The sequence below is a fragment of the Olsenella sp. Marseille-P4559 genome (assembly GCF_900605015.1).
In the GTDB taxonomy this organism is placed as follows: Bacteria; Actinomycetota; Coriobacteriia; order Coriobacteriales; family Atopobiaceae; genus Tractidigestivibacter.
Window position 1 is genome coordinate 402,152 of sequence record NZ_LR027573.1, and the last position, 19,465, is coordinate 421,616.

General features: G+C 63.1%; 20 protein-coding genes. 2 read left to right on the plus strand and 18 right to left on the minus strand.

The genetic code is table 11. From position 1 onward, the window contains the following. Positions 1-57: 57 nt before the first annotated feature. The 8 genes from E0E00_RS01765 to E0E00_RS01800 all read right to left on the minus strand — a co-directional run bounded on the left by E0E00_RS01765 (position 58) and on the right by E0E00_RS01800 (position 8,362). Entirely contained in the window at positions 58-1,392 is a 1,335-nt protein-coding gene (locus E0E00_RS01765; RefSeq protein WP_130810848.1) for a YhfT family protein, read from the minus strand. A 113-nt stretch (positions 1,393-1,505) separates the two neighbouring features. Continuing rightward, the gene (locus E0E00_RS01770) at positions 1,506-1,859 is read right to left on the minus strand and encodes a DUF2620 domain-containing protein (protein ID WP_130810851.1); all 354 of its coding nucleotides are present in this window, start codon (positions 1,857-1,859) and stop codon (positions 1,506-1,508) included. Between the two features lie 13 nt (positions 1,860-1,872). Further along, entirely contained in the window at positions 1,873-2,241 is a 369-nt protein-coding gene (locus tag E0E00_RS01775; RefSeq protein WP_130810853.1) for a PRD domain-containing protein, read from the minus strand. A gap of 39 nt (positions 2,242-2,280) precedes the next feature. Beyond that, positions 2,281-3,195, minus strand: a complete 915-nt coding sequence (gene yhfZ / locus E0E00_RS01780) for a GntR family transcriptional regulator YhfZ (protein ID WP_130810855.1) — start codon at positions 3,193-3,195, stop codon at positions 2,281-2,283. 475 nt (positions 3,196-3,670) lie between these two features. Then, positions 3,671-4,783: a 3-isopropylmalate dehydrogenase gene (gene leuB, locus E0E00_RS01785; protein ID WP_130810857.1), complete on the minus strand. Its 1,113-nt coding sequence runs from the start codon at positions 4,781-4,783 to the stop codon at positions 3,671-3,673. 2 nt (positions 4,784-4,785) lie between these two features. Further along, positions 4,786-5,292, minus strand: coding sequence for a 3-isopropylmalate dehydratase small subunit (gene leuD, locus E0E00_RS01790; protein ID WP_130810860.1), 507 nt, complete (start codon positions 5,290-5,292; stop codon positions 4,786-4,788). Between the two features lie 271 nt (positions 5,293-5,563). Continuing rightward, positions 5,564-6,826: a 3-isopropylmalate dehydratase large subunit gene (gene leuC / locus E0E00_RS01795; protein ID WP_130810862.1), complete on the minus strand. Its 1,263-nt coding sequence runs from the start codon at positions 6,824-6,826 to the stop codon at positions 5,564-5,566. Continuing rightward, positions 6,827-8,362: a 2-isopropylmalate synthase gene (locus E0E00_RS01800; RefSeq protein WP_130810864.1), complete on the minus strand. Its 1,536-nt coding sequence runs from the start codon at positions 8,360-8,362 to the stop codon at positions 6,827-6,829. It lies immediately after the preceding gene. An 858-nt stretch (positions 8,363-9,220) separates the two neighbouring features. Between E0E00_RS01800 and E0E00_RS01805 the strand changes: the two genes are divergently transcribed. Next, the gene (locus tag E0E00_RS01805) at positions 9,221-10,087 is read left to right on the plus strand and encodes an SDR family NAD(P)-dependent oxidoreductase (protein WP_165443501.1); all 867 of its coding nucleotides are present in this window, start codon (positions 9,221-9,223) and stop codon (positions 10,085-10,087) included. Between the two features lie 51 nt (positions 10,088-10,138). On the opposite strand, the gene E0E00_RS01810 is transcribed toward E0E00_RS01805, so the two are convergent. From E0E00_RS01810 to nudC, 8 genes are all read right to left on the minus strand, one after another. Then, on the minus strand, positions 10,139-10,780 hold the full coding sequence (locus E0E00_RS01810; protein WP_130810868.1) for a DUF5028 domain-containing protein: 642 nt from the start codon (positions 10,778-10,780) through the stop codon (positions 10,139-10,141). Beyond that, positions 10,777-11,430, minus strand: coding sequence for an ATP-binding cassette domain-containing protein (locus E0E00_RS01815; RefSeq protein WP_130810871.1), 654 nt, complete (start codon positions 11,428-11,430; stop codon positions 10,777-10,779). The genes E0E00_RS01810 and E0E00_RS01815 overlap by 4 nt, the downstream gene beginning before the upstream one ends. Next, entirely contained in the window at positions 11,427-12,323 is an 897-nt protein-coding gene (locus E0E00_RS01820; protein ID WP_130810873.1) for a hypothetical protein, read from the minus strand. The genes E0E00_RS01815 and E0E00_RS01820 overlap by 4 nt, the downstream gene beginning before the upstream one ends. Beyond that, positions 12,320-13,165 (minus strand): hypothetical protein, encoded by an 846-nt coding sequence (locus E0E00_RS01825; protein WP_130810875.1) that lies wholly within the window; start codon positions 13,163-13,165, stop codon positions 12,320-12,322. The genes E0E00_RS01820 and E0E00_RS01825 overlap by 4 nt, the downstream gene beginning before the upstream one ends. Next, positions 13,162-14,046, minus strand: coding sequence for a hypothetical protein (locus E0E00_RS01830; protein WP_165443502.1), 885 nt, complete (start codon positions 14,044-14,046; stop codon positions 13,162-13,164). Before E0E00_RS01830 ends, E0E00_RS01825 begins: the two co-directional genes overlap by 4 nt. A 350-nt stretch (positions 14,047-14,396) precedes the next feature. Beyond that, a complete protein-coding gene (locus E0E00_RS01835; RefSeq protein ID WP_130810879.1) occupies positions 14,397-15,215 on the minus strand; it encodes a hypothetical protein in 819 nt (272 codons plus the stop codon). 49 nt (positions 15,216-15,264) lie between these two features. Next, positions 15,265-15,726 (minus strand): hypothetical protein, encoded by a 462-nt coding sequence (locus E0E00_RS01840; RefSeq protein WP_130810881.1) that lies wholly within the window; start codon positions 15,724-15,726, stop codon positions 15,265-15,267. 320 nt (positions 15,727-16,046) lie between these two features. Beyond that, entirely contained in the window at positions 16,047-16,925 is an 879-nt protein-coding gene (nudC, locus tag E0E00_RS01845; RefSeq protein ID WP_165443503.1) for an NAD(+) diphosphatase, read from the minus strand. Between the two features lie 101 nt (positions 16,926-17,026). On the opposite strand from nudC, the gene E0E00_RS01850 reads away from it, so the two are divergent. Next, on the plus strand, positions 17,027-17,887 hold the full coding sequence (locus E0E00_RS01850; RefSeq protein WP_130810885.1) for a DegV family protein: 861 nt from the start codon (positions 17,027-17,029) through the stop codon (positions 17,885-17,887). A 153-nt stretch (positions 17,888-18,040) separates the two neighbouring features. On the opposite strand, the gene E0E00_RS01855 is transcribed toward E0E00_RS01850, so the two are convergent. Then, positions 18,041-18,343 carry a hypothetical protein gene (locus tag E0E00_RS01855; protein ID WP_130810887.1) on the minus strand — a complete coding sequence of 101 codons (303 nt, stop codon included), beginning with the start codon at positions 18,341-18,343 and terminating at the stop codon, positions 18,041-18,043. 21 nt (positions 18,344-18,364) lie between these two features. Further along, on the minus strand, positions 18,365-19,225 hold the full coding sequence (locus E0E00_RS01860) for a DMT family transporter (RefSeq protein WP_165443504.1): 861 nt from the start codon (positions 19,223-19,225) through the stop codon (positions 18,365-18,367). Between the last annotated feature and the right edge of the window lie 240 nt (positions 19,226-19,465).

Here is a 19,465-nt window from a genome sequence, read left to right on the forward strand (position 1 = left end):
CCCGCAGAATCGGCCCACCGCCGAGAGAGGCGGCGGGCCTCAGGACAAAAGGTGCGATTACGCAGCAGCGAGGGCAACGAGACCGACGGCGTAGAGCAGGTTCAGGATGATGCCAGTGCCCAGGGCGAAGACGGGGCCGATGGCCATGCGCATAATCTTGCGACCGGTGGCCTCGTTCACGTAGAAAATGGCGGCGGCGATGGCAAACGCCAGAGCGGCGTTACCCACGGAGGTGCCCATCACGATGACGGCATTCAGAGAGCCAAAGAGAACGGCAAACTCAACGGTAGTACCCATAGCAGAGCGGATGTTGTCCGCGGCGTCACGAAGGCTGGGGAAGCGGCCGAGCTGCCTGCCGATGACAGACAGAAGCATAACCTCGCAGAAAATAATGGCGGCGCCAAGGGCGGCGGCGACAATCGGGTTCGGAGAGAGGTAGCCAGCAACGTAGACGAAGGTGAAACCCGCAACACCGTAGACGCCGGTGGTAATGGCCGTGACGGCAATCAGCGGGATGAAGCTAATGCCGCGGAAGAGCTCGTTGACGGCAGCGGTCTGAATCAAGCCGGCGGTGTCAGCGCCCGCAGTGTAGTAGGCGTCATGCAGGTTGAACATAGAGACAGTAGAGCCGGCAAACAGGTGCAGGTTGCAGACCACGGCAATGAGGGCACCGCAAATCATCAGGAACGGCACGTTCTTGCGGATGCGCGCGACACGCTCGGTGAACACGTTGTCCTCGAACTCGCCAGGACCGTCCTTCTTCTCCTTGCTGTCCTTAATGATGCAGAAGATCACGAGCGCAAGCACGCCAACAAGCAGGCACCAGGCATCGGCGCTAATGGAGGTCTGGGTGGGGCCGAACTTCCACATGGGGCCGACAACGCGGGCGAGAAGCGCAATGACGGCAGTGATGATTCCACGCTTCCAACCAAACTGCATGATGATGGCAACAACGGGGAACAGGGCAAAGCCGGTCACGATGTAGGTGCCAAGCTGGCCAAGGGCCCCAAGGACGTCAACAGGCAGGAAGGTCAGAACGGTATTGATGCCGCCGAGGCCCACAAGGCACAGGACGCCCCATGCGGCTCCGGCAACAGCAGCCGACACCTTATTGGGGCAGAAGGCACCGATGATGTCGGTTGCAAGGAAAAGCAACCAAGGGTTGAGCAGGTTCGTGGCAAGGGCGTTACCGATGCCGACCGACGCGATGAAGCCGATGCAGAGACCAAAGACCGCCACACCGTACTCGGGGCGCGGCATGCGACCCTCAAGCATCTCTGGCACGAACGGACGAACGCCGTCGTTGAACACGGCAACTCCAAGATGAGAGCAGAGAGCCGTCATGGCGCAAAGTGCGCCAACGAGCAAAATGCTAAAAGCGTTGACTTCCATTGAGCACATCCCTTCTTTTCCGTTTCCTTCCGAGCGGCCTTATCCGCCCGGCGAAGCCTACGTGCATATGCGACACGGCCCCCACGACCTCGCCGCGCACGTCAGAGCGCGAGTTACTTTGCGCTAAGCGCTTCAATGAGCAGTGGCACCGTCTGGTCGATGGTGTCCACCGTCATACCGAAAACAACCTTGCCCTCACCGACGAACTTCTTGATCTCGTCCAGCTTGGGGGTGCAGCCGTTCTTGCAGACCGTGCAGCATTTGGGATATCCCACCAGGCCAATCAGAATCGAGATGGCGGCGCCACCACCCGAGTTGCACGCACCGAAGTAGTAATCGACCTTCCCCTGCTTGATGAGCTGGGCACCCGTCATGTCGTTGGTGACGGTAACCTCCACATCGGGAGCCGCCTTCTTGATGGCGGCCTCCATCTCATTTTTGTTGAGCCCACCGACCGCAATTCTCATTGCCCTCTCCTTTCTACCTGGAAGCCCGCGACATGAGCAGGCCCCCTATATGCACAAGCACGAAGTCCCTCTCATCAGCCGAAAGGTCGTTCTCCATGGAGCCCAGGAGCTCATGCTGGATGCGCAGGGCCTCTGGATAGACTTCGCTGTCCACGACGTCAGAGATGACATCGGCAGCGAGCGGATTGATCTTCTCGCCATCACGAGCACGTTTAAGCGCCGCCGCAACGTGAGCGATGAGCGTGCCCAGGACTTCGTCATTACGAGAGACCCCGCATTCGGAAACGAGAACCTCCGCAATCCTGTTGAGGTCGCGCATGCCAGAGTCATCTACAAAGCCGCAGCTTCGGAGCACCTCGATCCTCTCGCTCAGCTCATCCATCTCTTCTCCCTACTCTTGTCCCCTGGGTTTAATCCCCGGTCAGTACCGCGCGGCCAACCGTCCTTCCATGACCTGCCGTTGGATGTCCTCAATCTTCTCGGCGCTCGCAAGCGAACGAATGAGCTGGCGCGAAAAGGGATCGTCCGCGCGAACGACCACCACGGCACGGGTGTTTGAGTCCTGTGCTCCAAGGTCGCTCAGAGGACGTGTGGCAAGGCCGGAGGTCTTCATGTGAACATCGTCCTCGTTCCAGATGCCCACGTCGAGTTCGCCAGCCAACAGCATGTTCACGATATGCGTGTACTGAACAGGTACGTAATCGACCTGCTCGTCGGCAAAGTAACGACGCGTGAGGCTGCTCTGGTCAACCGAAGACTCGTCGATTCCCACGCGAGCACCCGACCAATCCGTCCTTGCGGCATCCGCGACAAGGAGCACGTGACGCCCAACGTAACTGAAGGAGCCGCACGTCAAGGCCACCTCAAGATCACAGCCAGCACGGATATATTCCTCAAGTGCCATCTGACTCATAACGACGTAGTCGGTAGAGCCGTCAAACAGCATCTGAACGCGGGCCTCCGAACCACGCAGAAACGTGATGAACGAGCGCATGCCGCCCTCATTGAACAACGTGTAGAGAGCCGTTGCCAATCCTTCGTAGCGCCGCGTATAGGGCAGGGGCATCGTACCCACAAGGTGCCGCCTACCACAGGCGTCAGCAAGCGAGAGATAATCGACAGCCGTAAGCAGAGTCCCGTTCTGGCCGTGCGCCTCCAAGGTTACGGCACCAGAGTCTTTCAGAGCGGCAAGGGCCTTCTGGACGTTGCCGCGAGAAGCCCCACAAGATTCCTGCAGCTCAGAGACCGTTGGAATCCTCGTCCCCAAGGGAATGCCGCAGAGCTTGACGGCAACGCGTTGTGTGGTGATTCCCGCTTTGTTGAGCACGTCAGCCATCAGCTCCCCCTTTGAGCGGATGAATATACATTATTTTGTACTTTCATTTCATAAGACAATAATGATTGTTTTGCGGGCGTATTCAAGGACTCCAGCGTTTAAGAGGTTGTAAACGGTCGATTTCTTGGCGTCAGTGGTAAGAGGGCAGCCTGTCACCCGACTTTGCCGCCTCTCGATCTTATACGCCAAGCTGGCATGATATTTAGTTTGAATTTACATATTCGCAGGCAGTTGGCGAGACAGACTCGTTCGCCAAGCGTTTTGGCAATACAAGATAGAAAGGCGGATGCACAAGATCGTAGGGGACCGATACATGTACAGAAAAGCGGCCCGCACGGCGAGAAGACCGTGCGGGCCGCAGCCAGATGCTCTAAACCAGGTTCTAGGTGTCTAGGCCAGGCTGGCAACGACCTTGTCGCCAAATACGCACTTCAGTCGACCGGACACGCCCCCCGTCGCCAGCGGGACGCCGCCCCTACAGGTACTCCACGACCTTGTCGCCCATGGCGGCGGTGCCCAGGACGTGGTCCGCCGACGTGGCGTCGTCGGCGATGTCGCGGGTGTGCCAGCCCTCGTCGAGCACGCGCCCCACAGCAGATTCGACCCAGCCGGCCTCCTCGGTCATGTCGAAGGCATAGGTGAGCATCATGCCCACAGAGAGGATCTGCGCCAGCGGGTTGGCGATGCCCTTGCCGGCAATGTCGGGCGCGGAGCCGGCGGAGGGCTCAAAGAGCGAGACGCCGTCACCCAAGCTCGCGCTCGCAAGCATGCCAAGCGAGCCCGTGATCTGCGCCGCCTCGTCGGAGAGGATGTCGCCAAACATGTTCTCGGTCACGACGACGTCGAAGTCCGCAGGACGGTTGATGAGCTGCATGGCGGTGTTGTCCACCAGAAGGTCCTCAAGCTCCACCTCGGGGAACTCCTCATCATGGACTCGGTGCACCACCTCGCGCCACATGCGGGAGGTCTCCAGCACGTTGCGCTTGTCGACGCTCGTCACCTTGTTGCGGCGCTTGCGCGCGGCCTCGAAGGCCTTGCGCGCGATGCGCTCCACCTCGTACTCGCGATACTCCATGGTGTCGTAGGCGCGCTGACCGCGACCGCCGTTGGCACCAGCGCCCTCCTCGTCGTAGAAGCGCTCGCGGTGACCAAAGTAGAGGCCGCCCGTGAGCTCGCGGACAATCACCAGGTCAACGCCCTTGATGACCTCCGGGCGCAGCGTGGACGCGCCCGCAAGGGCGTCGTAGATCTTCACGGGACGCAGGTTGGTGTAGAGGCCCAGCCCCTTGCGGATGCCGAGAAGCCCCTGCTCCGGGCGAGGCGCCGTAGGGTCGGTGGAGTCCCACTTGGGTCCGCCCACGCTGGCGAGAAGCACGGCGTCCGCAGCGCGCGCGGCCTCGAGCGTCTCGTCGGGAAGCGGGCTTCCGCTTGCGTCGATTGCCGCGCCGCCAATGAGGTGGTCCTCGCAGACAAAGTCAACGCTGGCCTTCTCGGCCACCGCTGCCAGGACCTTCTTGCCCTCAGCCATGATCTCGGGACCAATGCCGTCGCCCGGCAGCGTGCACACATGGTAGGTCGCCTTGGCCATTGCTACTCGCCCCTCTTCTCGGCCAGCACGCGCTTGGTGCGCGCGACAAGCCCGCCCTCGTTGATGATCTCCTGGATGAACGGCGGGAACGGCTGGGCGTGGAAGACGGCGCCCGTGGTCTCGTCAGTGATGGTGCCGGTATCGGCGTCAACGCTCACCACGTCGCCGTCGGAGATTGCGTCTACGGCTTCGGGGCACTCAAGGATGGGGAGGCCCATGTTGATCGAGTTGCGGTAGAAGATGCGCGCGAAGCTCTTGGCGATGACGCACGAGACGCCCGCAGCCTTGATTGCCACGGGCGCGTGCTCACGCGACGAGCCGCAGCCAAAGTTCTCGTCGGCCACGATGATGTCACCCGGCTTCACGCGCGAGACGAAGGTCTTGTCGAGGTCCTCGAGGCAGTGCTTGGCAAGCTCTGCCGGGTCGGACGTGTTGAGGTAGCGAGCAGGGATGATGACGTCGGTGTCTATGTCTCTGCCGTAGCGAAAGACGGTTCCTCGGAACTGCATGGGTTTCCTTTCTCCTACAAGAGGGCCGGCCGCCTTTGCCATCCCGCTCAGACAGTCCTCGCCGCACAAAGCGCGGCTGCGGAACTCGCGGGCCGGCAAAGGCGACCGACCCGCCCGGGCAAACAAGAACCAACAGGTGGAGGAACCGTCTTTCGCGTCAGAGCCCTGACGGAACCTCCACCCCGGAAGAGCAAAAAGAGGAAAAGAGCGCGGCCGGTGGGGTGCCTGTGGCCGACGGCGCTCCCTTCCGTCACGCCCCGACCCCTCCCCGCTAGAGGTCAGACGGAAGCGCAATGTGACCGGCCACGGCCGATGCGGCACACACGGCCGGGCTCGCCAGGTACACCTCGGACGTGGGGTCTCCCATACGACCGACGAAGTTGCGGTTCGTGGAGCTCACGCACCTCTCGCCTGCCGCCAGGATGCCCATGTAGCCGCCCAGGCACGGGCCGCAGGTGGGCGTCGAGACCACGCAGTGCGCGTCGATGAAGACGTCCATGAGGCCCTCGTGCACGCACTTGAGCCACACGCCCTGCGTCGCGGGAATCACGATGCAGCGCACGCCGTCGGCGACAGTCCGCCCGCACAGCACCTCTGCCGCGGCGCGCATGTCCTCGATGCGGCCGTTGGTGCAGGAGCCAATGACGGCCTGGTCGATGGCAATGTCGCGGCTCTCGGCAACGGGGTGTGTGTTGGAGGGCAGGTGCGGCCAGGAGACCTGCGGCACAATGTCTGCCGCGTCGATCTTGATAACCTGTTTGTAGGTGGCGTCCGGGTCGGGGTGGTACTCGGTGTACGGACGCTCGGTGCGACCGGCCAGCCAGGCGCGCGCGGTGTCATCCACCTCGAAGAGGCCCGCCTTGCCGCCGGCCTCGATGGCCATGTTGGCAATGGTGAGGCGACCCTCCACGGAAAGATCGCGGATGGTCGAGCCGGCAAACTCCATGGCGCAATAGAGCGCGCCGTCCACGCCAATCTTGCCAATAACGTAGAGGATGATGTCCTTGGCGCTGGCACCCGCCGGGAGCTTCCCGTCAATCTCGAAGCGGATGGTCTCGGGCACCTTGAACCAGGCGCGACCGGTGGCCATGCCCACGCCGGCGTCAGTGGAGCCAACGCCCGTGGAGAACGCGCCGATGCCGCCATACGTGCAGGTGTGCGAGTCCGCGCCAATCACGAGGTCGCCCGGGCCCACGATGCCCAGCTCGGGGAGAAGAGCGTGCTCGATGCCCATGCACCCCTGCTCGTAGTAGTGGGTGATGCCCATCTCGTGGGCAAAGTCACGCGTGACCTTGGTCTGCTCGGCGCTCTTGATGTCCTTGTTGGGACTGTAGTGGTCCGGGACGAGGAAGATCCTCGTGGGGTCCCACACCCCAGCGCCAATCTCGCGCACCGTCTTGATGGCGATGGGTGCTGTGATGTCATTGGCAAGCACGCCGTCCAGGTCGCACTCGATAAGCTGGCCGGGCACCACCTCGTCGAGACCCGCGTGGGCGGCGAGGATCTTCTCGGCCATGGTCATGGGACGTGCCATTTACTTGCCCTCCTTGGAACGCGCAGTCTGAATCATGCGGTTTATGGCGTTGACATAGGCCTTGGCGCTGGAGACCACGATGTCGTTGTCGGCGCCGCGACCAGTGCAGACCTTGCCATCCTCGGCCGTGATGCGCACCGTGACCTCGCCGATGGCATCGATGCCGCGGGTAATGGCCTTGACCGAGAACTCCACAAGGTCGCCCTGGACGGCAACGACCTGGTCAACAGCCTTGTACGCAGCGTCGACGGGGCCGGTGCCGGTGGCGCACACCACGTGCTTCACGCCCAGCTCGTCCGTGATGGTCGCCGTGGCAGTGGGCACCAGCGGGTCTCCGCAGGAGACCTGCAGGGCGTCCAGCACGTAGACGGCCGCTACCTCGCGCTGGCGCTCCTGCACCATGGACTCGAGGTCCTCGTCGTAGACTTCCTTCTTCTGGTCTGCGATCTCGAGGAAGCGGTTGTAAATCTCGTCGAACTCGTCGTCCTTGAAGGAGTAGCCCAGCTCGGCCAGGCGGTGACGCAGCGCGGCGTGGCCAGAGCGCGCGGAGAGGATGATCTCCGAACCGGCGGCACCCACGTCTGCCGGGTCGATGATCTCGTAGGTGTCGCGGGCCTTGAGCACGCCGTCCTGGTGGATGCCAGAGGAGTGCGCAAAGGCGTTGGCACCCACAATGGCCTTGTTGGCCTGCACGCTCATGCCCGTGATGCGGCTCACCAGATGGCTTGCGCGCGTGAGCTCGCGGGTGTTGACGTCGGTGTGGGCGTCCAGCTCGTCGCCGTGCATCTTGATGGCCATGACGACTTCCTCGAGCGCGGTGTTGCCGGCGCGCTCGCCCAGGCCGTTGATGGTGCATTCGATCTGCGTGGCGCCGTTCTTGACGCCAGCCAGCGCCAGCGCGGTGGCCATGCCAAGGTCGTTGTGGGTGTGGACGCTAATGGTGACGTTCTCGATACCGCGCACGTTGTCGGCAAGGCCCCTGATGCGCGCGCCAAAATCGTCCGGCATCTGGTAGCCCGTGGTGTCCGGAATGTTCACGACGGTCGCGCCGGCGTCGACGGCGGCCTGGATCACGCGCTCCAGGAACTTCTGGTCTGCGCGGCCTGCGTCCTCGGCGTAGAACTCGACGTCCTCAACGTACTGCTTGGCATACTTCACGCAGTGAATGGCGCGCTCAACGCACTCGTCCTCGGAGATGCGCAGCTTGTCGCGCAGGTGCTGCGGTGAGACGCCCAGGCCCGTGTGGATGCGCGGGCGCTTGGCACACTTCAGCGCCTCGGCCGCGCGGTCGATGTCCTTGTCAACGGCGCGCGTGAGGCCAACCACCACAGCGTCGTCACCTGCGAGGCGGCCAACCTCCTGCACCGAGCGGAAGTCGCCCGGGGACGAGATGGGAAAGCCCGCCTCGATAACGTCTACGTGCAGGCGAAGCAGCTGCTGGGCAATGACGAGCTTCTCCTCGGTGTTCATGGAAGCGCCGGGCGACTGCTCGCCATCGCGCAGGGTTGTGTCGAAGATTGCGATCTTGCGGGTCATTGCTACCTCCATTGGACATGGGACCTGGCACTGGTACCGGTTTGCCTTGGGATGGTGGCATGACACACGACAAGACCCAGCTGCCGCTGTCCCAAGGCGGGACGCGAACGCAAGCTGGGTCTAATGATACCTGCTTGACCTCGGACCTAGCGTGCGCTCGCGCACGTAAGCTCTAGGCCGAGTAGATCGAGGGCGAGAAGATGCACATACCGTGTGGTGCCGTGCATGCGCATGTGCTCTCCCCTCGTCGTTGGGACCACCGGACGTGGCCGATGGGACTACTATGGCACACACGGAGCCGCGGTGGCGACGTCGTCTGCAATCCGGTAGCGCAACGGAAACATTGGGGGCGCGGGGGTGGCGGCGGCCCTGGCAGCGAGAGGCCTCTCTCCAAACCGCCAGCACAAGGTCGAGGGACGTTCTCGATGGCGAGAAATGCCCGACGTGAGTACGCATGAACGGAGAAATCTGCCACAAACGACCTTCTGGGAGCACCCACTGGCGAGAAACCCGGGTCGTGCGTACGCATAACCCCCACCCGCTGCCAAGCTCCTCTCGCCCAACTGGGCAAACGTGGGGCCTCGTCAAAAATGCAGGGTCATGCGTACGCACCACCCCTAACTTTTGACAGATCGGGTGCCCCGGGGCCGCCCACTGGCGAGAAACCCGGGTCGTGCGTACGCATAACCCCCATCTTTTGCCAGATGGGTTCTCCGGAAGGCCGAAATCGTCAGGGGTTCCCAATCGCCCAGCAACCGGACAGTCCTTCCCCAACTGACAACAGATATGACAAACGCCCAGGCCGCGTTCTCGTATCATCCCGCGCGGATAACGAAGCGCGGAGACGGGAGGCAGTGCGTGGGCAGAGTTCACGTAGTCACAGGCGGTGGTTCGGGCATTGGACGCGCGGTTGCAGAGGCGCTGCCTCGCGAGGATACCGTGGTCATCACGGGCCGAACCCTGGCCAAGCTGGAAAGGACGGCAGGGACCCTCAACGAGAGGGGCCACCACATCGTTGCCGCCACCTGCGACGTCTCAAGCAGGGAAGAGGTGCGTGCCCTTGCCGAGAAGGCCGCTGGTCTCGGCAGCGTTGCGACGGTCGTTCATGCGGCGGGCATCTCGGGCTCGATGGGGACGCCCGAGAGAATCGTACGCATAAACGCACTGGGCACGGTCTACGTGAACCAGGAGTTCTTCAAGGCGATGAACGGCGGCGTGATTGTGGATGTGGCCTCGAACTCGGGCTACATGCTACCCCGTGCGATGATTCCCCGCCGCTCCTACCCCCTTGCGCTCTCCGACGAGGACGCCTTTGTCAGGCGCCTGGTGCGTCGCGCAAGCGTCATGCACAACAAGGCCGTCGACCCGCAGATGGCATACATGATCTCGAAGAACTTCGCACGCTGGTACTCCGCCGGCTGCGCGCTCAAGTACATGCGCCAGCGCGGCATCCGCGTCTTCTCCGTGAGCCCGGGCTATGTGGAGACCCCCATGACCGAGAAGGAGAAGGGCAAGGCGACCGACATCCTGCTCTCCTACACCGGCCCCAAGCGAGGTGCCAGGCCCGAGGAGCTAGCCCACCTCATCGTGAGCCTTGCCGACGAGCGCTGCGGCTACCTCATGGGCACCGACGTCCTGTGCGACGGAGGCAGCATCGCAGCTGGATACAAGCTCACCGTGGCAACCAGCGAGAAGAGACGGCCCCCGGAGGGTGGCCGCTGGTAGCGCTCTCGGTGCGGGAGCGCAGGACGAGCGAGAGCCGCAATCCGCGCCGCCCTACTCCGCATGGACCCGGATCATCTTCCTCACGGGCGCACGCGAGATGAGCAGCGTGAAGTCCGTGTCGGTCACCTCGGTGAAGTAGGCCTTCTCGACGCTGTTGAAGACGTACGGAATGTGGGCGACGTACTCGGTTCCCGGACGAATGTGCACCTGCATGCCAACGCCACGCTGGGTCTGCGGCCACAGGGCAGAGTCGTTCATGATGTCGGCGATCAGGTACTCGTTGCCCCGCGCCGGCACCAGGACCATCTGGAACGCGTCCAGCACGCCATCGCTGTTCCCCTCGTTGCGTATGTGAAGCTCGACGTCCACCACGCAGTGGGCGTCACCGTGGGTTCCCGCAGGCTGGGCCGGCGCATCGGCGTCCTCCGTGCGATACGTCTCGACGAACTCGTCATATGTCATCAGCTTGGCGCCCTGGACCATGAGGGAGTAGCCGTTGGTGTTCTCCTGCGAGTCGATCTGGAACGCCCCATCGAGGCTCGCCCATTCTCCCTGGTCGTAGTACTCGTTTGGGATCTGCGGGAGGTTGGTGTTCACCCAGTATATGCGGGCGGCGAGGGCCGCCACCGCAACCGCCGCCACAACGGCTACGGCCACCCTGCGCATGCGGCCCGCGCCGCGTTCTCCACTCACGCCTGCCCCCTCTCCTCGGCACCGCGCACCTTGCCGAACGCCATGTGGTACACGCGGGTGGCAACGGCATCGATGAAGTTCGCGTCATGGCTCGACACGAGGAGCGCCGCACCCCTCTCCCGTTCCTCGCCAATGATGCGCTCCAAAAGTGCAACGCCATCCTCGTCCAGCGCGTTCGTGGGCTCATCCAGGACGAGAAGCTCCGGCGCCTCCATGATTGCCATGGCGATGCCCAGCCTCTGCCGCATGCCCAGCGAGAACTTGCGCACCGGCTTCCTGCTTGCGGGGTCCAGCCCCACGCGCTCGATCGTGCGGCGCAGGTCGTCCCTGGAGGCAACGCCGCGTATGGAGGCCAGAAGGCTCAGGTTGTCCAGCGCGTTGTACCCGTCGAGCAGGGCCGGCGTCTCGATGAGCAGGCCCACGCTCGGTGGGAACGAGACCTCGCCCCAGAGCCTCTTGCCCGACACTTCCACGGTCCCGGAGTCCGGCCGCACGAGGCCGCACACGACGCGCATGGCCATGGTCTTGCCCGACCCGTTCTCCCCCTCAAGGCATGCGACCTCCCCGGAGTCAACGGAGAAGCTCACGGAATCCAGCACCTGCTCCGGCCCTATCCTCTTGCAGACGTCACGCACCTCTACGTAGCTCATGAACGGCTCCCTCCCAGGTAATCGCGGCGCAAGACCACGACGAGCGGCAACAACGAGAACAACAGGCAGCTTGCGGCTGCCGGCAGGAGCACCCGCGCCGCCTCAATGCCCGGCAAGAGCATCCCATCCCTCATCTCCACGGGGTAGGCAACGGTGAACACCGTGCTTCTCGCCGCCATCATGAGGTTGCCGGGAAGCACGGGCGACATCACGAACAGCGACCCCGTTACCAGTGCGACTGCAACGAGAAATGCGACGCGCACGCCCGTGACCTGCGAGAGCGCAAGCTGCCCCAGGCAAATAGCGAGCGAGGTGACCACGGCGAGGGCAACGCCCGCCCCCATGTCGTAGGGGGCCTCGGCAAGCGTGGCCCGTTCCATCGGCAACAGGTCGGGGAGCCAAGGGGAGGCCAGAAGGGTCAGGCCCCCGTTGGCCACTACCGTTGCCACGGCGCAGCACGCCATGACGGCACCCCAATAGAGCAGGCACTCGACCACCATTGCCACGACATGCCCAAGCCAGAAGGACCACCTGCTGCCAACCGCCACAAGGCAGGCATCGAGGTAGCCATCCTCCCTCGCAACGGTCACGGAGAGCACGCACGGCAGGAGCACGACCGTGAGCCACCCAAAGGGAATGTTCAACGGGCGCATCTCCGTGGGCTGCGATCCATGGGGATAGGGCTGAGAGATGCCGGCCATCACGCTCACCCAGAAGTCACCCATGCTGGGGGGCGTGGCAACACCCGCCATCTGCACGCGAAGGGCGAGCGAGAGACACAGGACGCCAGAGATCACCAGGCCGCCCACACAGACCGCGGCCAGCTCCCTGCGAGACGACCGCAGCACCGCCCTCGCGGTTCGCAGGACCGGCCAGGCAAGACGCCCACTCATCGCCTTGCCTCCTTGCCCTTGATGCCAAGGTCCATCCTCGAGAAGCGCAGTGCGCCAACGAGCACCATCACCACGGAGGGCACGATAAGCACGGCCAGCCCAAGCTCGGACGGAAACGCCGGGCCGCCGTCAGGCGAGAGCCCCGTGCCCAACGGGGCAACCCTGCATGCCATGAGGAACGAGCCCGGAAGCGGCACGGTCGGTGCAAGCGCAGAAACCGCGAGCATCGCAACGGCAAGCCCAAATGAAGCGGCACCACCCGCCCAGAGCCCAACCGCCAGCTCGAGCAGGCCAAGGAACGCCGCACCCAAAAGTCCCAGCCCGAGATAGGACAGCACGTTCCCCATCGTGCACCCCGGCGCGACAAGGCCAAGCGATATGTCCTGTATCGACTCTGGGGAAAGCGTGGGGGCAAGCCCCGCCAGTACAGACCACATAAGGCAAGCGACAATCATGAAGGTGTAGGTCAGGACGGCGAGCAGCGCAGCGCTACAAGCGTAGGCCACCCAAGCCCCGCATCGGCTGCCGGCGGCGACGATACCCTGATCAAATTCCCCTGTACCCTGGATATCTATAAGGGCCATCACGCTCACAGTGCACCATACGGACGCCCATCCCGCAGCGGGCAACGACTGGTGCCCCATGAGAAGCCACAAAACGGCGTCACCAACGCTTGTCGTACCGGCCCAATCGTATGCCTGCCGGATAAACTGCATCCGGCCAAGCATGGCAAGCATGAAGAGTCCCGCAACCAGGACGGATACCGCGAGTGCCAGGAGCGGCCTGGCGCGGCGGCGCCCCATGAGCGCATGCATAAGGCGGATGGGCCTCCGGGCCCTCATAGCAGATCCCTCTTGCGGAGCGCGACCGGGGGGACAATAGAAAGCACGGCCAAAGCCAGTACGGTTGCAACCAGAGCCGGTCTGCTTCCGGTGCTGGCGCGCACGGACACCGTAGGGAGCACTTCTAGGGACAGCATCGCGGCGTACGAGTACTGAGCGTATGCTTGGGTATACATGGTGATTTGGTCACCGATGAACGCAAGAACGTGCAGGGACAGATAAGAGACAACCAGAGACGGCAGGTAGCTCCCCACCAACATCGATAGCGCCGCCACCACTGTTGCCCAGAAGCCACCCAGCGCCCCCGCAACGAACGTCCAGAGGATGCAGAACGCAAGGGGATTGTTGTAGAAGAGGATCGAGAACGGCGTCTGCTCCCACACCCTCGCATACAACCCATCGCTTATCCAAGCGGGCATCGCTGGCTCGATGCAGAGGTTGCAGAGAAGATTCACTGCATACGGCACCGCAATGATTGCAAACCCGGTCAAAAACACCGCAATCCACTTCGAGACGACGGTCGCACGGCGACCCGCCCTCACACACTCCTGCTCGATGAGTCCCGACCTCATCTCCGCAGTCCACGTCCAAGCGTAGGGAACGGCGGCAAGAATCGGCCACACCATGGAAAAGATGCCGGAAGGCAGATCAATGTTGTAGAGAGGCATCCAGAGCGAATAGGCACCAACCGTCGAATACCCTACCTCCTTTCGTTGCCAATCAACGTTGGCCATCTCAAGGGTCGAGAAGAAGAGCTCTGACCTCACGATGGCAGTCCAGACCGCAAGGAGCACGCCAAACGCCAAGGCTATCCAAAACCAAGGGTTTCTTCCGAAAGCCTTGCGTAGCTCCATGTGCGTGGACAATTTGAGACTGTTCATGACGCGTCACCTCCCGATAAATCTTTGGACTCTATGACCCCAGAGGGGCGAGAGGCAGGTTTCTTACATCCAGATTCGTGTAGATCCGTAGCCAACTGATGGTCGATTGTTGTATTGCTCAGGATGACCGCCCCTCCCCTAATCGAGGGGGCACGCTGCAAACTCATCCTTTCACTGCGCTCCTTTCGCGTTGAGCGCTAGTTGAGTGACGTGTGCCACGGCTCGTTGGAATCAGGACTCCAGGTACCACAAACGCATGCTGCTCGGTGGAAGTGGATGGCGTTACTCGCGGCAATCTCCAAACTGTTCAAACGTGACCAATAGGGCCGGAGACTGGCCCGGTGCGGTGCCTACGAGGCATTCGCCTCCGTGGCGTCCTGGGCGGGGCCCAGCTCGACGACGGGGAGCCCCGACGTGTCATAGGTCTTGCCCATTGGATCAACAACCAGGTAGTAGGACGCGTCCCTGTTGTGCGACTCATCCTTGTCGTCTCTGCCAAACACCTCGTAGCCCAGGCGGACGTCAGCCGACGCCCCCTGGGGGACCCACGTGTAGCCGCTCGCCTTGTCGCTCTGGTAGACGAGGCCCTCGACCCCCGGGGCGTCGTGCTCCAGCAGATCGGCAAGCGATTCCACCGCCAGGGACCCGCCGGTCGTCGGGGCCAGCTCGAACATGGTGAGGAGGAGGGAGTCCGCACCATCGATGCTTCTCACCGACTCCCTGCACTGGGCGTCCACGTTCTCGATGTGGAGCGTCACCACGATGACGCCCCGCCCGCTGGACGGATCGGCGATGTACGGGAACTGCGCGGCCTCCGCCGACGGGTACCACACGGGCTTGGAGGCGGTGACCCTCATGGTGCCGTACCACGGGAGGGAGTCCTCAAAGCTCCCCGTGTCCCCGCTATCCCAGCCCCGTGCGGTCTCGCGCTCCTCGTAATACCTTCCCGTCAGGTCGAAGGCCTCGCCGGCCTGGTACGACCAGCCGGGGTCGACCTCGTACGACCAGCCGTCGGACTCCCCCGCCTCGCCACCCTGGCCCCCCGGGGCCTGCGTGAGGGCCCGGTACGCCCCCGGGGCGTACGCGACGGCCAGCGCCGCGACGAGCACGGCGGCCACGGCGATGGCGGCCACCGTCCCTCGATTGACTCGCTTTGCCCTCCGGGCCATGGCTCCTCCTCCGGCGCGGCGGCGCGCGTGCGCCGCCGCGGCAGCTTCGTTAGTTGAGGGACGTGTGCCACGGCTCGTTGGAGTCCGGGCTCCATGCGCCGTAGACGTATCCGGAGCCGTCCGGGGACATGGCGGTGAGGCGCGCCCAGCTCTCGCCGTTCTCGTGGACGTAGTTGTGGATCACGAAGTAGCCCTTATAGTACGCGGTGGCAACCCCGCCACGCGTACGGTTGGTGGCGTGCCCGTCGTACGAGGTGCTGCCGTCGATGTAGAAGTTGACCCGGTTCATGTCGAGGTCGTCAATCCTGAGGAAGCAGACCGAATCGGTATACTTGCGCCGCCATTTCTCTCCCTGAGTGGCATATGTGCCGGAGAAGTAGAAGTCATAGGGAGAGTTATCGGTGTTGCCCGCCGCAAGGGCGGGGGTCGCGGTGAGCAGGACGGACGCGAGCGCTATCTGGAGGCCCAGCAGGACGCTTGCTGCTCGGTGGAAGTGGGTGGCGTTACTCATGGTCTCTCCTAACTCTGTCCGATTGGCTGAAATGGCTAATGGCTAGCCTAGGAACAACCTATCACCAGCCCCAAGGCACGCGCCCTCATATAGGCGAACGCTCGATTCTCTCCCGTAAGCGGATGCTCTATACCAAATACCGTATTTTGAGAGCAGCTTTTGAATCAAGACAATGTGCCGCAGATATCGATTCTATAATTATATCGAATAAATTGATTGTTTACAGAAAGAATTATGTTTTCATTTTCTAGGCATGATGTATGTTTTTTAGGATACATTCAGATTTCCAAACACGCGTGTCACAGGCGACGGATGCTGCGCTACAGCCCCAACCCCACCGCGCCCTTCGTGCGGAACAGCTCGATCATCTCGCCCGTGAGGCTGGCGTGGTCGTTCGTCCGCTCCAGCGGAATCTCGTCCGGGGCAAACCAACGCGCCTCGGCAAGCTCCTGGTGGTCGGTCTGTATGCGGCGGCTTCCGTCAACGCGACACCAAAAGCCCATGAGCAGCGTGTCCGAGAAGGGCCAGGGTTGGCTCTTGTAGAAGCGCAGGTCGCGCACGCGCAGCCCCACCTCCTCCATGACCTCGCGGCGCACGGTGTCCTCCACGGACTCGCCAATCTCGGTGAACCCGGCCACAAGCGCCCACAGCTTGAGCGCGCGTCCCTGGTAGCGCGTGAGCACGATCCTCTCACCATCCGTCACGGCGGCAATCACGCCCGGCTGAATCTTGGGATACACGATCCTTGCGCAGTTGGGGCACACAATCTCGCGGCTGCGAGGGGCAAGCTCCATCTCGTGGCCACAGCGCGAGCAGAACCTGTTGTCCCGGTACCACGAGGCAAGCTGCGATCCCACGGCCGCCGCAAACGCGAGGTCGGCAGGCCCAACGCCGCGCAGCCAGCCAACGCATTCGTAGGTAAAACCTGCCGGCGCCGCAACGTCCTCGTCCAGCGCAAGGAAGAAGTCCTCCTCGCCCACGTGAAACGCAAAGACGGTGCACTCAGGTGCTGCGGGGTAGTCCGCCAGCCGCGGCAGCTCGATCGTCTCGCCCGAGGAGAACTCGTCCGCGCCGCGCTCCCCGGCGGCCACCACGCGCACGAGGGCCGACCGGTCACGATAGTGCAGCACGTAGCTCTGGGGCTCCGGCTCCTTGGACTCGAAGTGGTTATCGTACGCCTTGCTCGTCTCCTGGATCACGTTCGCTCCTCCCCGATGAGACAAAGGGACTGTCCCTTTGTCTCATCTACAATAGCTACAAGATGCGTTGAACTATCACCACACGGGCTGCGGAGGCAACCATGGCAGACTACATCCTCGTCACCGAAACCGGCTCCGACATCCATGAGGAGACCGCGCGCCGCCACGGCATTGTAGTTGTTCCCATGCACGTGAACTTTGGCGAACTCTCCCGCGACGACGACTCCTTCCCACCCGAGGAGCTCTACGAGTACTACAAGACCACGGGCAAACTGCCCCAGACCTCGGGATGCACACCTGCGGACTTCTCCGCGGCCTTTGACCGCATACACGAGGCGTACCCCACGGCCAAGATCCTCTACCTGGCATACTCCGCCGCGACCACGGTCTCCTACCGCAGCGCGCACCTCGCCGCGGAGGGCCGCGACTACGTGACCATGATGGACACCAAGTCCGTCTCGTGCGCGCTGCGCCTGGTGGTCACCAACGTGGCCCGCATGATGGAGGTCAACCCCGATGCCACGGAAGACGAGGTCAAGGCCTTCGTCGAGAGCCAGGTGCGCCGCATCCGCTTTGCCTTCATCCCCGGCGACCTGGAGTACCTGCGTGCGGGTGGCCGCCTCTCCAACGTGGCGTTTCTCGGCGCGACGCTTCTGCGCATCAAGCCCACGGTCGAGGTGCTCGACGGCAAGCTCGTTGCCACAAAGAAGCGTCGCGGGGCCATGGTCAAGTGCGTGGGCCAGCTCGTCGAGGACTTCGTGACCCGCGAGCCCATGGACCTCTCGCGCGTGAACCTCACCTACACGGTGGGCAACGCCCCCGACCCGCTGATAAGGGCGCTGGTCGAGAAGATCCTGCGCGACCACGGGGCGCAGGAGATCGAGTGGGTCAAGTCCGGCTGCGTGATTGCAAGCCACTCCGGCCCGGGCGCCTTTGGCATCGCGGCCGTGGCCGCGGAGTAGGACGCAGCTGGTCGCTTGCAGCCCCCGGCACCTCGGTGCCGGGGGCCTTTGTGCGGCTGGCATCGGCTGCGGGCCCGGCAGATTGCCCCTCTCGGCAGTCCGGTTTTCTCGGCTGTCCGCTTTTCTCGGCAGTCCGCTTTTCTCGGGATGAAATTATTGCGCGCTCGTTTGCAATCGCCGGCCCGTCAACTGGGTAAACTCTGTGAGCACCCGGACCAGCGCGCAATAATCGAGCAACTTACCAGAGAAGCTTGGCTCCAGCGGTTCCCGGACGGCAATTATTGCGCGCTCGTCCACATCTACCAAGTGGCCAACTGGGAAAATACTGTGAGCATTCAAAAAACGCGCAATAATTTTGGGCAGACCGCCAAAAACCTGTGCAGCAACCACTAAGGAGGCCGATGAGGCAACCGCCGAGAAGGCCAGGCGACAGGTCACCGGCAAGGTCGATGTCAAGCCCGCTGTACCCGCCCCGAATCAACCGCGACTGCGGCCAGCCATACGCGGCCCGAGCTCGCTTGCAAGCACGCCGAGAAACACCAGCGAGAACCCCAGGACCAGCTGGGGCGTGAGCAGCTCGTGGTAGAAGACCACGCTCGCGATGACCGCAAACACGCTCTCAAGCGAGAGGAGCAGCGCAGACTGCGCCGGCGGCACGACGGCCTGCCCAACGTTCTGGATAAGCGTTGTCACGCAGGACGAGAGAACCACCAGGTAGGCAAGGGAAAGCCAGAACGAGGTGCCAAGCCCAGACAGCGCAGGCGCCTGCTCGCCCAGAACCACCGAGAACACGGCGCAGGTCAGAGACATGAAGCCCAGCTGCACAACAGAGATGGTGGTCATGTCGTGCGAGCCAGTGAGCCTGTCGACAAACACGATCTGGAGGGCAAAGAACACCGCCGAGAGAAGCGTGAGCCACTCGCCGGATCCCAGCGACGGGCGCATGTCATCCCCCAGCGAGATGAGCGCGATACCCACGATGCTCAGGAGCGCCGCCACCAGGCTCGACGCGCCGGGGTGCCTGCGGACGACCACCCAGTTGATAAACGGCACCAGCACGCAATAGGTCGCGGTGAGAAAGGCGCTTCTCCCCGGCGTGGTGTAGGCGAGGCCGAGGTTCTGGACGGCAAACCCCGCGCCATACAGCACGCCCAGGATTCCCCCCGCAAGAACATGGCTCCAGTCAAAGTTGTCGCGCAGCCGCTTCCGGAAGATGACCGCCATGAGCACGGTGGCGGTCAGGAAGCGGATGGCCATGAGCCAGCATGCGGGGGCAACGTCCAGTGTGTCTTTGATGACGACGAACGATGCGCCCCAGATGACGGCGCAGGACAGCATCCCTATCTTCCATGCCCACAGGGGGGCGGCCCGTATGTCTCGCGCGTTTGGCATGCGGGCGATTATACGACCCGAGAACGGTCTCACACGGTAGGCGCAGGGATTTTTCTCACGCTCGTCTCCGTAGCCCCGTGCATGCCTTAAACTTGGAGGTGCTGGAGGAATTCCGGCACCAGGGCTCTAACCGGCATGGCCGGTAACGATCGCGTCGGTGCAAGGGGCACCGGCGAGGGAGTTCGG

Coding starts and splice junctions, on each gene's coding strand:
- E0E00_RS01765 (WP_130810848.1), bottom strand. CDS start 1,392: ATGGAAGTCAACGCTTTTAGCATTTTGCTCGTTGGCGCACTTTGCGCC.
- E0E00_RS01770 (WP_130810851.1), bottom strand. CDS start 1,859: ATGAGAATTGCGGTCGGTGGGCTCAACAAAAATGAGATGGAGGCCGCC.
- E0E00_RS01775 (WP_130810853.1), bottom strand. CDS start 2,241: ATGGATGAGCTGAGCGAGAGGATCGAGGTGCTCCGAAGCTGCGGCTTT.
- yhfZ (WP_130810855.1), bottom strand. CDS start 3,195: ATGGCTGACGTGCTCAACAAAGCGGGAATCACCACACAACGCGTTGCC.
- leuB (WP_130810857.1), bottom strand. CDS start 4,783: ATGGCCAAGGCGACCTACCATGTGTGCACGCTGCCGGGCGACGGCATT.
- leuD (WP_130810860.1), bottom strand. CDS start 5,292: ATGCAGTTCCGAGGAACCGTCTTTCGCTACGGCAGAGACATAGACACC.
- leuC (WP_130810862.1), bottom strand. CDS start 6,826: ATGGCACGTCCCATGACCATGGCCGAGAAGATCCTCGCCGCCCACGCG.
- E0E00_RS01800 (WP_130810864.1), bottom strand. CDS start 8,362: ATGACCCGCAAGATCGCAATCTTCGACACAACCCTGCGCGATGGCGAG.
- E0E00_RS01815 (WP_130810871.1), bottom strand. CDS start 11,430: ATGAGCTACGTAGAGGTGCGTGACGTCTGCAAGAGGATAGGGCCGGAG.
- E0E00_RS01820 (WP_130810873.1), bottom strand. CDS start 12,323: ATGAGTGGGCGTCTTGCCTGGCCGGTCCTGCGAACCGCGAGGGCGGTG.
- E0E00_RS01825 (WP_130810875.1), bottom strand. CDS start 13,165: ATGAGGGCCCGGAGGCCCATCCGCCTTATGCATGCGCTCATGGGGCGC.
- E0E00_RS01830 (WP_165443502.1), bottom strand. CDS start 14,046: ATGAACAGTCTCAAATTGTCCACGCACATGGAGCTACGCAAGGCTTTC.
- E0E00_RS01835 (WP_130810879.1), bottom strand. CDS start 15,215: ATGGCCCGGAGGGCAAAGCGAGTCAATCGAGGGACGGTGGCCGCCATC.
- E0E00_RS01840 (WP_130810881.1), bottom strand. CDS start 15,726: ATGAGTAACGCCACCCACTTCCACCGAGCAGCAAGCGTCCTGCTGGGC.
- E0E00_RS01850 (WP_130810885.1), top strand. CDS start 17,027: ATGGCAGACTACATCCTCGTCACCGAAACCGGCTCCGACATCCATGAG.
- E0E00_RS01860 (WP_165443504.1), bottom strand. CDS start 19,225: ATGCTGTCCTGCGCCGTCATCTGGGGCGCATCGTTCGTCGTCATCAAA.